This window comes from Shewanella sp. MR-4 (assembly GCF_000014685.1).
Lineage (GTDB): Bacteria > Pseudomonadota > Gammaproteobacteria > Enterobacterales > Shewanellaceae > Shewanella.
In genome coordinates this window covers 3,729,606-3,744,025 of the sequence record NC_008321.1, presented here as the reverse complement: position 1 = coordinate 3,744,025, position 14,420 = coordinate 3,729,606, and the positions used below count along the sequence as shown (strand labels likewise).

10 protein-coding genes are annotated in these 14,420 nt (G+C 49.5%); 4 read left to right on the top strand and 6 right to left on the bottom strand.

All coding sequences use genetic code 11. The annotated features are described in order from the left end of the window. The first annotated feature begins 26 nt into the window (after nt 1–26). From cydD to cyaB, 3 genes are read left to right on the top strand one after another with little or no spacing between them, the layout of a single operon-like run. Entirely contained in the window at nt 27–1,982 is a 1,956-nt protein-coding gene (gene cydD, locus SHEWMR4_RS16385; RefSeq protein WP_011623870.1) for a heme ABC transporter permease/ATP-binding protein CydD, read from the top strand. Continuing rightward, nucleotides 1,979–3,730 carry a heme ABC transporter ATP-binding protein/permease CydC gene (gene cydC, locus SHEWMR4_RS16380; protein ID WP_011623869.1) on the top strand — a complete coding sequence of 584 codons (1,752 nt, stop codon included), beginning with the start codon at nt 1,979–1,981 and terminating at the stop codon, nt 3,728–3,730. The genes cydD and cydC overlap by 4 nt, the downstream gene beginning before the upstream one ends. A gap of 52 nt (nt 3,731–3,782) precedes the next feature. Further along, a complete protein-coding gene (gene cyaB / locus SHEWMR4_RS16375) occupies nt 3,783–4,397 on the top strand; it encodes a class IV adenylate cyclase (protein WP_011623868.1) in 615 nt (204 codons plus the stop codon). Nucleotides 4,398–4,448: 51 nt separating this feature from the next. On the opposite strand, the gene SHEWMR4_RS16370 is transcribed toward cyaB, so the two are convergent. The 6 genes from SHEWMR4_RS16370 to SHEWMR4_RS16345 all read right to left on the bottom strand — a co-directional run bounded on the left by SHEWMR4_RS16370 (nt 4,449) and on the right by SHEWMR4_RS16345 (nt 12,655). Continuing rightward, nucleotides 4,449–4,628, bottom strand: coding sequence for a helix-turn-helix domain-containing protein (locus SHEWMR4_RS16370; protein WP_011623867.1), 180 nt, complete (start codon nt 4,626–4,628; stop codon nt 4,449–4,451). Nucleotides 4,629–4,722: 94 nt separating this feature from the next. Then, complete coding sequence (locus tag SHEWMR4_RS16365) at nt 4,723–5,457, bottom strand: DUF599 domain-containing protein (RefSeq protein WP_011623866.1); 735 nt, start codon at nt 5,455–5,457, stop codon at nt 4,723–4,725. Nucleotides 5,458–6,464: 1,007 nt separating this feature from the next. Further along, nucleotides 6,465–9,659, bottom strand: coding sequence for a bifunctional proline dehydrogenase/L-glutamate gamma-semialdehyde dehydrogenase PutA (putA, locus tag SHEWMR4_RS16360; RefSeq protein ID WP_011623865.1), 3,195 nt, complete (start codon nt 9,657–9,659; stop codon nt 6,465–6,467). Between the two features lie 259 nt (nt 9,660–9,918). Next, nucleotides 9,919–10,467 carry a TIGR04211 family SH3 domain-containing protein gene (locus SHEWMR4_RS16355; protein ID WP_011623864.1) on the bottom strand — a complete coding sequence of 183 codons (549 nt, stop codon included), beginning with the start codon at nt 10,465–10,467 and terminating at the stop codon, nt 9,919–9,921. A gap of 192 nt (nt 10,468–10,659) precedes the next feature. Continuing rightward, nucleotides 10,660–11,949 (bottom strand): inorganic phosphate transporter, encoded by a 1,290-nt coding sequence (locus tag SHEWMR4_RS16350; RefSeq protein ID WP_011623863.1) that lies wholly within the window; start codon nt 11,947–11,949, stop codon nt 10,660–10,662. A 25-nt stretch (nt 11,950–11,974) separates the two neighbouring features. Beyond that, nucleotides 11,975–12,655 carry a TIGR00153 family protein gene (locus SHEWMR4_RS16345; protein WP_011623862.1) on the bottom strand — a complete coding sequence of 227 codons (681 nt, stop codon included), beginning with the start codon at nt 12,653–12,655 and terminating at the stop codon, nt 11,975–11,977. 231 nt (nt 12,656–12,886) lie between these two features. Here SHEWMR4_RS16345 and SHEWMR4_RS16340 point away from each other — a divergent pair, with 231 nt between their 5' ends. Continuing rightward, entirely contained in the window at nt 12,887–14,398 is a 1,512-nt protein-coding gene (locus SHEWMR4_RS16340; RefSeq protein ID WP_011623861.1) for an inorganic triphosphatase, read from the top strand. The last annotated feature ends 22 nt before the right edge of the window (nt 14,399–14,420 follow it).

Below are 14,420 nucleotides of genomic sequence, written 5' to 3'. Positions count from 1 at the left end.
GCTTTGCTAGTTTCTGTTGGAGCACCATGGATAAGTCGTTAGAAAAGTCCCTTCTCGTTTGGCTCAAGTCGCAAAAAAAGGCCTGTGGCTGGTTTGTTAAGCTCTCCGTATGGTGTGGAATGTTAAGTGCTATTGCATTGATAGCACAGGCTTATCTGATAGCCACACTCCTCGATGGCGTCATTGTTGGCAATGCCTTGCAGGCATTTACGGATGGCGCAAATAGCATCCAAGCGCAATCAACTGTAGGGGCAAGCGATTATCTGCCACATTTTATGGCCTTGATTGGCTTAATGTTGCTGCGAGCAATACTCGCCTATGGCCGCGAGCGCGCCAGTTTTGAAGCGGGCAAACGCTTACGCCAACAGATCCGCGGTGCGGTAATGGATAAGTTAACTCGGCTTGGCCCCGCGTTTATTAAAGGCAAACCCGCAGGCAGTTGGGCGAGCATAGTCTTAGAGCAAGTGGAAGATTTACAAGATTTTTATGCCCGTTATTTACCGCAAATGACCCTTGCTGGCGTGATCCCCTTTTTGATCCTTATCGCAGTGTTTCCTATCAACTGGGCGGCGGGGTTGATTTTGCTGTTAACTGCGCCACTTATCCCGTTGTTTATGATCCTCGTCGGTATGGGCGCGGCCGATGCCAACCGTAAAAACTTCAATGCCTTAGCCAGATTAAGCGGCCACTTTATGGATAGATTAAAAGGGCTTTCGACCTTAAAACTCTTCTATCGGGGTGATGCTGAACTCAAGGTGATTGAAAAAGCCTCGGAGGAGTTCCGTAGCCGTACTATGTCTGTGCTGCGCATGGCTTTTTTAAGCTCGGCAGTGCTAGAGTTTTTTGCCGCGGTATCGATTGCCGTATTAGCGGTTTACTTTGGTTTCAGTTATTTAGGTCACCTCGATTTTGGCTACTATGGCGCGCATGCTCAACTTGGGCCTAATGCGAATGAAGGCTTACCTTTTAGCCTGTTTGTCGGCTTGTTTATCTTAATTTTGGCGCCTGAGTTTTATCAGCCCCTTAGGGATATGGGCACTCACTATCACGCTAAAGCGCAGGCGATTGGCGCGGCCCAAGCATTGATGACGCTGCTGGAACACCCTGAGCCAGAGTCGGGTTCTGAACAAGGTTCTTCGCAGGACAAGCTCGGGCAGCAAACGCGGTTCGATAAGCTGACTCACCTTAGCGTAAAAGATCTAGAAGTCTTTAGTACCGATGGCAGCCGTTTACTCGGCCCCATTAGTTTTGAGTTGAAACAGGGCGAACACTTGGCTCTGGTTGGCCCAAGCGGCGCCGGTAAAACCAGTTTACTCAATGCCTTATTAGGATTTTTGCCCTATAAAGGCAAGCTGCTAATCGATGGGGTTGAACTCGCAAGCCTAGATCTTGCCCATTGGCGACAGCAGTTAGCATGGCTTGGGCAGGAGCCGCAGTTATTCCATGGCACAGTGCGAGAAAACGTCGCCTTAGCCAATCCTGAAATGACAGATGAGCAGGTTTGGCAATTGCTGGAGCAGGCCAATATCCATGAGTTTGTCCGCAGCCAACCCCTTGGTTTAGCCACGCCGATAGGCGAGCAGTCATCGACCTTATCGGTCGGACAGGCGCAACGTATTGCGCTTGCGCGAGCATTGGGACAGGCGGCGCAGGTCTTTATTCTCGATGAACCGACGGCGAGTTTAGACAGTGTCAGCGAACAACTCGTTAGCCGCACCTTAAAAGCGGCGATGGCGGGTAAGATGGGCATTATGGTAACCCACAGAGTCGATCAGCTGGACCATATGTCGTCCATCCTAGTGCTCGATAAAGGCGAGATAGTCCAGCGGGGGGATTTTGCGACGCTGTCAACTGAGGCGGGGTTATTCCAAACTATGTTGCATGAAAATACTGAATCAGTAGCCGATATTGGGCTGGAATCGCCAAAACCTGATACCCATAGCGATACCGCGTTAGGGACAACCGAGGGAGCCGCACAATGAAAATACTCCTTCCCTTTATTCGGTTGTTCTCCCACCAATGGTTGATGATGGCCGTTGGGCTTGTACTCACCCTAACCACACTCATGGCGGGGATTGGTTTATTGTCGCTGTCGGGTTGGTTTTTATCGGCGACGGCGGTGGCGGGATTAACGGTTATCGGCTCCCAATCCTTTAACTTTTTTACTCCCGCAGGTGGCGTGCGTTTTCTTTCTATCGCGCGAACGGCCAGTCGTTACGGTGAGCGCCTCGCGACCCATGAGGCGACCTTTAAATTACTGACTGAACTCAGAGTGTGGGCGTGGCGAAAACTCTTCCCACTTAGCGCTAAAAATCTGCAGGGTCTGCGCCGTGCGGATATGCTAAACCGCCTCGTGGCGGATATAGATACACTCGACCATCTGTATTTACGATTGTTGACGCCGATGGCGGCTTCCTTGCTGATGACGGCGTTGTTATATCTGTTCCTCGCATGGTTTGATGCCAAGCTGGCCTTAAGTTTATGCCTGTTTTTAGTGGTGGTTTGGCTGCTGCTACCATTGCTGTTTTATCGGCTTGGGCATGAGCCAAGTCGCAATATGTTGGAGACCAAACGCCAATATCGGGTGCAGTTGCTTGAGATGCTGCAGGGCCAAGCTGAGCTGAGTTTATTTGGTGCGAACGCCAGATACAGACACAAGCTCGATGAGGCCGAGCAGGCGTTATTTGCCAGCCAAGGGGCGATGGCGAATATCACCGCCTTGAGCCAAGCCATGCTGATCCTCGCGACAGGCTCGGCACTCATCATGATGCTATTTTTAGCCGCCAATGGCGTGGGCGATGCCGTGCCTCCCGGCCCTATGTTTGCCTTGATGGTGTTTGCCACTATGGCCTGCGTCGAAATGATGATGCCAATCGCGGGTGCTTTCCAACATTTGTCGGGCTGTGTGCTGGCGGCGACACGAATTCACGAAATCACCGAGCAAGAAAGCGATATTCGTTTTAGCGAAGATTCAACGCTTAAGGCGACATCGGGCGGGCTGCAGATGACGGATATCCATTTTGGCTATCACGATAACCAGAGCGTACTGCAGGGCTTATCCTTAACGGTAGAGCCCGGGCAAAAGGTGGCGTTATTGGGCGCAACGGGCTGCGGTAAATCCAGTTTATTGTCCTTAATCACCCGTGAATGGCAGGCGCAGCGTGGCCAAATTTGCCTAGATGGTCAGCCGCTGACGGACTATAGCGAGGCTGCCTTAAGATCGGCGATGACAGTCGTGAGCCAGCGAATTTACCTGTACGCGGGCACGCTGCGGGAGAACCTTGCTATTGCCTTGCCTGTGCCAGAAGGGCAAAAGCGTACCGCTAATGACGAGCGTTTTATCCAAGTATTACAGCAGGTTGGTTTAGGCGAATTACTTAAAGGCGACAAGCCTCTCGATATGTGGATTGGTGAGGGCGGCCGGCAGTTATCGGGCGGTGAGCAGCGCCGTATTGGCGTGGCAAGGGCATTGCTCCGTGATGCGCCTTTGTTACTGTTAGATGAGCCAACCGAGGGCTTAGATAAGCGCACCGAGCGGGAGATCTTAAGTTTACTGCTTGAATTCGCAAAGGATAAAACCCTGCTAATGATCAGCCATCGATTAACGGCGATGGCCAAGATGGACCAAATTCACCTCCTCGCCGAGGGGCAAATTGTGGCATCGGGCGATCATCAGCAGTTACTTCAAACTTGCCCCGCCTATCAGGCGCTCTATCGTCGCTTAGCTTAAGTCTGGATGTCGAATGGGTGAGAAATACGCGCAGCAGGAGTGAAGCCTTTATATGAATAACCCTATGCCAGCAGACCTTGCACCAAAAGAATTGGCGCCAAAAGAATTCGCTCCGCAAATTAACGCCCATTTTAACGGTAAGTTTGAGGTAGAGCTTAAGTATCGACTCACGGACCGCGAGGCCTTTTGGGCACGTTTAAGTGCCAAATCCCCTGAGGTGATGCTCGAGGATAATCTTGAGCATGACTGCTATTTTGATTCACCAACAGCATCCTTAGCGGCTGAGCATAAAAGCCTGTGTATTCGCGAGATGCAGCCCTCTGGCATCATGCTGTGGATTGTGAAAGGGCCCGAGAAGGACCGCTGTGAGGCGGTTAATATCACGGATGCCAACAAGGCCAAAAGTATGCTGCGGACTTTAGGTTATCAATGTGTGCTTGAGATTAAAAAACGCCGCAGCGTGTATTTTCTCGGGGAATTTCACTTAACGCTTGATTGGCTCGAAGGCTTAGGTGACTTTGCCGAGCTTGCTATTATGACTAATGATGAAGCTAAGCTGCCAATCTATGAGGCGCAGCTCCTCGCCTTAGCCGCAGAACTTGGGCTAGAGGAATCACAACGGGAGTTTTTATCTTACAGACAGTTACAGATGGCTATACAAGGATAAGCGAGGCATCCCAAGTCCATTTGGGGATGAATCGATAAAAGGCGCGGCGGCTTATCTTCCTAAGCGCTGCGAAAAGGCTAAGTAACGTTTGACCTCTTCTTCGGGGAATCGCAATTCTTCACCGTCTTTCACACTGCTGAGCAGGTTTTCCCGCGCATAGCGTTTGATCGTTGCCGGACTCTTATCCAGCAACTTGCATACTTCATCCACAGTTAACAGATTATCACTCATGGCTCACTCCCATTATTGATTGGTGATTAACCCAATGAGTATAGAACAAGAATAAGACTGCGCTTTGGCTGGCGCAGTCTTAGGTTGGCTGGGACTACTTAGATTGGCGCTGGTTTTCTCGCGCCTGATATTCGCTGCCTAAATGTGCCTTGGCGGCGGTAATGGCTATTACGGCGCGGGATTTAAATTCGCGGCGATACAGGGTGACCACCACAAACAGGCTAGCCAAAATAAACAGTATCGGGTGCACAAACCAGCAGAGCACGGCCATCGAAAAGTAGTACGCCCGCAGGCCATAGTTATAGGAATGGGCGGCTTGGTCTTGCACCGTTGCCATTTGCCGCGCGTAGGCTTTGAGGTTGTCATTGGCGCCTTCGCTATCCATGGGGCCTGCGCCTATCATCACGTTCACAAAGCCGTATTGGCGCATCGACCAGGTAAATTGGAAAAACGCCATTACGAAGATCACCACTAATAGCGCCAACTTCACTTGGACTAAGGAGTGGTTCGGCGGCGTAGCATAGGGAATAGTGGCGATCACGGCTTCGAGGCGTTCAACTTGGGCAAATAAGGTTAATACCCCCGCGAGCACGAACAGTGTGGTTGAGGCAAAAAAGGCAATATTACGCTCAAGGTTCGCTAATAACGCCGCATCGCCAACGCGCACGCCTCGAGTCATCAGCTCGAGCATCCAGTAAATTCGGTGCTTATGCAGGCCACGGGCAATACAGTCGGTATCCTTCGCCTTACGTCGGGCAAAAGCTGTATAGCCAGCCCAAGAAACGATAAACCACGTCAGTGCAGAAATATCTAATAGCGAGAATGTCATAGTTACCTTGAGAAAGTGACTTTGAGAAAGTAAAAAATCGGTTGATTGAATGGCGATTATGAAGGTTTTTATCTCTTAGGCGCAATCCCCTCATATCGCTTTCAAATCTTGCCTATTCACAATTTGAAGCCGCTCACATTGGCTTTGAAACCGCTTGCTTGGTGAGACTCAGTTTTGAGGACATTCATGTCAGGTAAGTGAGTGAGAAAAATGCGTAGGGGTTGTGTCACGAATCTCGAATCATGGCCTAACGGCCGAGGTGAATCAAAGTCGTGGGGCTTCACCCCACACCCGACCAAAAGGGGAAAAACGCCTGTTCCCCTTTTGGAAATCCCCCGGCGTCCCTAGCGAAGTTACATGCATTGATGAGTGGCTTCGTGCTTATTCGAAAATCGCTAACGCTTCCGATGGGGCGTACCTTCCCCCCGAAAGCTACGCAGACGTCCTGTCTGCGTCACGCGATTTTCTTCAACGCCCTTCTGCAACTTCGCAGGAGAAGGTGAACTCTTGACGCAATTGTGTGAGCTATTAATCCCCAAAGATCTGCGCATGTCCTGTTTTTTGCTGTAGCGGTTTTTATGTGTTTCAAGTCAATATAACGTATTGATATATAGTTTTATTTTTACACTCGCGTATTCATGGAGGGATAGTCACCACTCTCTTGGGATTAACTGTTAACTCTGAAGTAACAGAATACACCTCCCCTCGGAGTTGCCGCAGGGCGAATAGACAAATTGCGTGAGTTCGGTCATGGATGACCGACTAGCTTTCGCAGGTGCAGGGACGCATCCTTCGGAAGCGATAGCAAATTTGGCAATGAGCACAAGGGGCTTTCAACTCCGTTGGGGCGTCTTGGAGCATCCAAGGAGGATAGGACGAGCAGTCCTCCTTGGTCGGGTGTGGGGTGAAGCCCCACGACTTTGATTAATGAAGTAAAAAAGGCCAGACAATGTCTGGCCTTAACTTTATGGAATAGTCTTAGCTTAAAGCTGAAGATGTGAGCAAGCTTAGGCGTCGCTATCACCCAGTGATAACAGTGTGGCGTTACCACCGATAGCGGTGATGTTATTAGTGCGAGTCTTTTCAGTCACGAAGCGAGTTAAGTAGTGTGGACCACCGGCTTTTGGACCAGTGCCCGACAGACCTTGACCGCCGAAAGGCTGTACGCCAACGACTGCACCGATTTGGTTACGGTTGATGTACACGTTACCTACGTTAACCTTGTCAGCCACTTCGAGGGCATGGCCTTCGTTACGGCTGTGGATACCTAAGGTTAAGCCAAAACCTGTGCTGTTGATTTCATCGATCACATGGGCAAGTTCAGATGCCTTGTAACGGATCACGTGCAGGATTGGACCAAAGTGTTCTTTTTCAAGCACTCTGATTGAGTCAATTTCAACGGCCGTTGGTGACACAAAGTGGCCATTCTCGGTACCCGCAGGCAGAGACATTTGCTTGATCAGCTTACCAACTTGCTTGATGTGGTCGATATGGGCGTCAAGGTTAGCCTTCGCGGTCGCATCGATAACTGGGCCTACGTCGGTTTTCACTGAACTTGGGTTGCCAATCACTAACTCATCCATCGCACCTTGGAGTACATCGATTACGCGGTCTGCAATATCTTCCTGTAGGAAGAGTACACGCAGCGCCGAGCAGCGTTGACCCGCACTGGTGAAGGATGAAGATACTACATCGTTAACCACTTGTTCTGGCTGAGAAGTAGAGTCAACCACCATAGCGTTTTGACCACCGGTTTCGGCGATTAACGGAATGATTGCGCCTTCACGGTTTGCCAGTGTGCGGTTGATGAGTTTGGCTGTGCCAGTTGAACCGGTAAAACATACGCCGCCGATGCGCTCATCAGCCGTCAGCGCGTTACCTACGGTAGCGCCTGTGCCTGGTAGATATTGCAGCACGTCCGTTGGAATACCCGCTTGGTGTGCTAACTGCACTGCGCGGTAACCAATGATTGAAGTCTGTTCAGCAGGTTTAGCAACGACAGTGTTACCCGCCGCCAGTGCTGCCGAAACTTGGCCTAAGAAGATCGCCAATGGGAAGTTCCATGGGCTGATACAGACGAACACACCGCGACCTTGGAGGAAGAGTTCGTTTAACTCACCCGTTGGGCCTGGGAGCAGTTCAGGTTTTGACATCAGCTTCTTAGCTTGCACCGCGTAGTAGCGGCAGAAGTCTACGGCTTCACGCACTTCGTCGATACCGTCTTGAATGCTCTTGCCAGCCTCACGGGTACACAGAGCAATCAGTTCTTCGCGGTTTTCTTCTAACAGATCCGCCAGCTTTTGCAGGGCTGAGGCGCGCACTTCAACGGGAGTACGAGTCCAAGTTGCAAACGCAGCATCGGCAGAGGCGACAGCTTGTTCGATAGCCGCTTTGTCGGCAAAGGCCACTTGACCCACGGTTTGGGTGGTATCGAATGGGCTAACAACGGTTTTGTGCTCGCCAGTTAAGGTTTGACCATTAACCAGAGGGCCCGCTTGCCACTGCGTCGATTTAAATTTGTCTAAGGCCGCGAAGAATGGCTCTGCTTCTGAAATGATGTTCATGTTGAGTCCCTTGGAGTTTTTGCGATCACTACCGAAGATATCGCTAGGTAAAACGATTTTGTTATTAGCCAGGGTTTTGTAGCCTGTCAGGGTTTTCAGTGGGTGAACCACTAAAGACTCGATAGGGGTTTTAGGATCGACCAGCTTGTGAACGAACGAGGTGTTCGCACCGTTTTCCAGCAGGCGACGCACTAAGTAGGGCAGCAGATCTTTATGGGCACCGATAGGAGCATAGATACGTACCGCTTTCGCACCCGCTTCCGACAGAATAGTGTCGTACAGCTCTTGTCCCATGCCGTGTAGACGTTGGAACTCGTGGTTACGATCGCCCGCCATATCGGAAATCGCGGCAACCGTTTGCGCGTTGTGGCTGGCAAATTGTGGGTAAATTGCGCCGCGTGTCGCATCGGACAACAGATAACGCGCACAGGCTAAGTAAGACACGTCTGTACCAGCCTTACGCGTGTAGAGTGGGTATGCGGCTTCGCCAGCTTGTTGTGCCCATTTCAGCTCGCTATCCCAATAAGCGCCTTTCACTAAACGAACCGGAATTTCATCGCCTTGTTCTTTCGCTAGGCGGGTTAACCATACCAACACAGGCAGGGCGCGCTTAGAGTAAGCTTGCACCACGATACCGAGTAAGCCCCAACCCTTAGTGGCGTCGGAATTAAACAGTTTTTGGAACAGTTTTAGCGACAGCTCTAGGCGGTCAACTTCTTCGGCGTCGATAGAAATACCGATATTTAAGCCACGGGCTAACTTAATTAAGCGAATAACTGTGTCATACAGCTCGGTCAGTACACGGTCTTCGTTAGCGACTTCGTAACGTGGGTGCAGCGCCGACAGCTTGATAGAAATGGTTGGGCGTGGTGATTCGCTTTCGTTATAGCTTTGCGCGCCTAACTCGGTAATCGCATTGGCATAATCGTTAAAGTATTTTTCGGCATCTTTACGCGTCAGCGCAGCTTCACCCAGCATATCGTAGGAGTGGGTGTAACCTAATTTACGCTTGTCTTCGCTGTTCTTGAGCGCTTCTTTCATGGTGCGGCCAAGTACGAACTGCTTACCCATGATCTTCATCGCCGCCATCATGGCTTGGCGGATCACAGGCTCACCTAAACGATTCACTAAACGGTTTAACAGGTTGCTTGGCGTACCATCGATTTTTTTATCGAGTTTGACGATTTTGCCAGTGAGCATCAGGCCCCAAGTGGAGGCGTTAACCAGAACCGAATCGCTCTTGCTTAAGTGTTCATCCCATTTCGCGCCTGAGAGTTTATCTTCAATCAAGGCGTCGGCGGTGGCCGCATCGGGAATACGCAGCAGGGCTTCGGCTAAACACATCAGGATAATCCCTTCCTGTGTTTCTAAGCTGTATTGCTGCAGGAAGGCGTCGATGCCTACCATTAAACCTTTCTTATCGAATTGACGAACTTTGTTGACTAGTTCGTGGGCACGACGAGTGACGCGCTCGATGGCTTCATCACTGGAGGGCACTAGTTTGATTAGCTCTGACAAGTATTGTTCTTCATCGACAATATAGTTGTCGGTGACGGCTTTGAACAGTTCGTCGAGATTGGCAGAATCGTAGCGGCCTGCCAGCACTTCACTCGCTTTGAACATAGTAATCGCTTCCATCTTGGCCAGTTGTTTTGGGCTCTATTGTTGAAACAAAAATGGGGGGGCGCGAAACGCATTTGATATTTTGTATACAATATGAAGCTTTGCGCGCGCAGATTATACAACCAAAATGTGACGGACAACACTATAGCGTGAAAGAATGTGAAGATTGTTTGATTAGCTTGTTACGCGCCAGATGTAACGCTCAATTGACAAAAAAGCCAGTGTTTGAAAACACTGGCTTTTACTTATACTTCGCGGCGATTAGCGTAAAAATTTACATCCAACGCTTTTTATTGCGGCGCTGCGGTCTCGGCAGATACACCAAAATTACCCCGATCACTAACCCCGCAGCGGCGATCAATCCACCTTCACGCCATAGGGCGAATTGCGCTTCTTGAGCGCTGCGATCCACGGCCACTTTCAAACTGTCACGTTCTTGGGTGGTTTTGTTGAGCATCGCTTCGGCTTCGGTCAGCTTGGCTTTTAGCTCGGCCAATTCATCCGTATGGTTTTCGGTTGAATTCATCACTTCGTCCAGTTTAGCTTTAGCTTCAGCCAGTTCACTGGTGAGTGACGATACTTGCTCGCGAAAACTCGGGGTAGAGCTAATCATGTTAGTCGGTACCCAACCTTCGCGACCCTTGTGGTCGATAATTTTCGAGTAATCGCCTTGGGTTTCGCCCAAAAAGGTAATAGGTTGTCCCGCTTCAATTGAGCCTAAGATACGGTAGTCTGTACTCGGGCCATTGAGAATATAAAGAAACACGTTATCCGAGATATAGCGGGGTTGGCCTTCGGCCAGCAGGTTGGGGGAGAGTAACATCATTCCCACCAGAGTCAGCATTCTTAACACTTTTGTATTCTCATCAACGAAATAGTGACCACATGCTAGGGATTTGAGGCCTGCAATGCAAGAGGGAAGTCATAGACTTCCCTCAACTTTGCCGCATCCATGCTAGCGATTCCTATGTGTTTAGTACGTTTCTACGGCAAGCTTGCCATAGTGATGCGCTTCTTAGTTAAAGATACCTTTAATCATAAAGAAGAAGATGATCGACAGACCTGCACCCGCAGGTAAGGTTACCACCCAAGACACAACGATGTTACGCACAACACCAATATTGATTGCTGCAATACCACGGGCCATACCCACACCTAATACCGCACCGACTAAGGTTTGGGTAGTAGAGATAGGTAAACCAGTACCAGAAGCAATAACTACGGTAGAAGCTGCTGCTAATTCGGCAGCAAAACCACGGCTTGGCGTTAAGTGAGTGATGTTTTTACCAATGGTTTGCATCACGCGCTTACCGAAGATAGCCAGACCCATCACGATACCCACGGCACCTAAAGGCAGGATCCACCAAACTAATGCAGATTTAGACGCAATTTCACCGCCACTGTTAACTACAGATACGACTGCCGCTAATGGACCAATCGCGTTAGCCACGTCGTTTGAACCGTGGGCGAACGCCATACAACAGGCGGTCAGAACCATCAGGATAGCAAACACTTTTTCAACGTTAGCGTACATGGTTTTATGGGTCGCTTTCTCATCCATTTTTAAACGAGAAATCACCACTTTACCAATGATACCGACGATCAGCGCAATCACACCCGCCAGCATATAAGCTTCGGCGCCTTTTAAGTGAATACCAACGTGTGATAGACCCTTAAGGATGGTCACTAACGACATGATAAAGCCCGCAAAAGCCATGTAGAAAGGCACATAGCGTTTCGCGTTAGCGAGTGGGTTATCTGTGTTGAAAATCAGTTTTTGTGTGCTTTGGAACAGAATGAAGGCCATAAAGCCAGAGATTGCAGGAGTGATGACCCAAGAACCAACAATACCACCTACTTTTTCCCAAGCGACTGAATCAGTGCCAACACCCACAGCCGCGAAGCCGATAATCGCGCCCACGATAGAGTGAGTGGTAGATACTGGCCAGCCTAAGGCTGATGCAACAACTAACCAAATTCCTGCGGCTAACAGCGAGCCAATCATGCCGTATACCAGCAGTTCAGGGGTTTCGGTAAAGTAGCTTGAATCAATAATACCGTTACGGATCGTACTGGTTACTTCGCCGCCGGCTAAGTAAGCACCAGCAAATTCGAAGATCATTGCGATAATAATCGCTTGTTTAATAGTAATAGCGTTGGAACCTACAGAAGTTCCCATGGCATTGGCTACATCGTTCGCACCAATACCCCACGCCATTAGAAAACCAAACGCGGCCGCAATGGCAATAAGCCACGGCCCATTAGTGGCTAAGACGTTAGCCACCTCCATACCTGCATCAACCATATTGATACCTTGATAACCTTATTTATTAAACGCGAGCCAGCATAAGCTCAAGACGCGAACCGACTCGTTCGGCAAGATCTGCAAGACCACCGACCCATTCAATCGTTTTATAGAGGAACATTACATCGACAGGATTCAATTCTGATTCCAATGCAAATAGCTGACGACGTAGTTGAATTTGCAGATCGTCAGTATCTTCTTCGATGATATCGAGTTCGTTGATCATTTTAGCCACTAAGTCGACTTCACGACCACGGAAACCTGCTTCAAGCAAATCTTCGAGTTCGTTAATGACTTGTTTTGCAAGACCCACAGCGTCGATACAACGTTGTAGATACGCAATGAAAGGCACTTGCATGACCTGAGGGATTAATAATTGACGGCCGATAACACGACCTGAGATATCTTTTGCTTTGTTAGCGATTTTGTCTTGTTGAGTAAGGAGTTCCAATAGATCTGTACGCTCAACTGGCATAAACAAACCGCTTGGCAGAGTGAGGCGAATTTCACGCTTGAGTGAGTCACCTTGCTTTTCCGCTAAACTGATTTGCTTGCGTAGTTGAACTGCACCATCCCAGTTACCTGTAATGGTGGCTTCGAAAAAGGGGACCAGTAACGATGCGCAATCGTAGACTTTGTCCATGTGCTCTTGAAGAGGCTTAATTGGCGATTTTGCAAACACGCCCAAAATAGAGTTTACTGGCATTGCCGTTTACCTATTTAGATTGTTCCATGATTGGAAAAAGCGGGCGCATGTTACCCTATGCGTCCGCGTATTGAAACTGTGTTTTTTGAGAAAAAATCACAGCTTTATTCTAACGGGTTATATACCAACTTCAAAACCAAATCCTACGGGATTTTTATGACACATTTGTGACATTATGAACTAAAAGTGACGCATCAATGAATCTTTGATGACAAAATGAGCGGTGCCGCAATGAATGCAGAGATAGAATTAAAACTGTTTTTCCTTCCTAAGTTTCAAGAATCCTTGATAAATAAGCTAGATAGCCTGCCGAACGCCATATCGCAGGGAAAGCGTCGCTTAAGCAATGGTTACTTTGATACCCCCGCATTACAATTACGCCAATGGGACATGGGGCTAAGGGTGCGCGGGTTTGATGGTCACAGAGAGCAGACGATTAAGACGGCGGGGCAAGTTGTGGGGGGGATCCATTCTCGTCCCGAATATAACGTCACCATTGCAGCCGATAGCCCAAATTTAAGCCTCTTTCCTGCCAGTATCTGGCCCGCAAATGCCAATTTAGCGGCTGTACAGGCGGAGCTTGGCTGCGTATTTCACACCGATTTTTATCGCCGCGCTTGGCATGTGACTCTAGGCGAGAGCCTTATTGAGGTTGCTTTAGACACTGGAGAAATCACCGCCAATGGTCAGCATGAAGCACTCTGTGAACTCGAATTTGAGCTATTAGCGGGGGATGCCTGCTCATTATTAACACTGGCTACTCAGGTGGCCGATAGCGTTCCTGTGCGTTTAGGTAAAGCCAGTAAGGCGCAGCGTGGCTATCGACTCGCGGGGCAATCTAAGCCATTAACCTTAAGTGCTCTCGAGTTTTTACCGCTGCCTGTGCCTGAGGATCTCAACCTGCATCAGCCTCATCAGCAGGATTTAACGGCCACCTGCCAAGTGCTACTAGAAACTGCGCTCGAACGTTGGCAGTTGCTCGAAGCCATGATTGCCGAAGAACAAGATAACGAAGCCGCGATAGCCCTTTGGTGGCGGATGCGCGCCTGTATCCGTTTACTGCGTATGACGCTGAGCCAGTTTGGCCTTGCTAACGCTACTTTGATGCAGTGCTTTAATCTGATTGAATCCCAGCTTACGTTTATTGAAGAGGCACAGGCCTTAGCGGCCTTGCTCGGCAGTCAAAAAGGGTTATTAAGTCGGCTCGAATCCCGCCAAGCCTTGATGCAACAATTACAGCAACAGTTTGAGGCGATGGATTTGCCAGGGCGTTTAAGCTCGCTTTGGCAAGGCGTCGAATACGGTCAATTGCAGTTGGCTATCGTTGAGATCCTATTGGCGCTTAGCGCGGGTAACATAGAACTGCCCGCAGAGCTTGGGTTATCCCAGCATGCTGATCATGCACAGGAAGCCTCATGGCAGGCGGTTCTCTCGGCTATGCCTAGCGATAAGACCATGACAGCCGAGGATTATTTGCAGTGCGCCGTTTTACTCGATGAAAGTATTCAAGTAGGACAAGCGTATGGGCTTTTGTATGAGGCGAAATCCCGCGATGCCTTTAGGGCTCCCTGGCAGGATCTGGTGTTAGGGATTCGAACCTTAGCCTGTTATCAGCAATTAACCTTTGCAGCTCAAATGCTTGGCATTGACTTAAGCGACTGGCTTGAGGCTAAGCAGCAAAGCTTACTTTTTGCGATGGAGGCCTCGAGGCAAAATGCAATTCAGCAGACGACCTATTGGTAATAGTCACATTGCATAAAGCGTA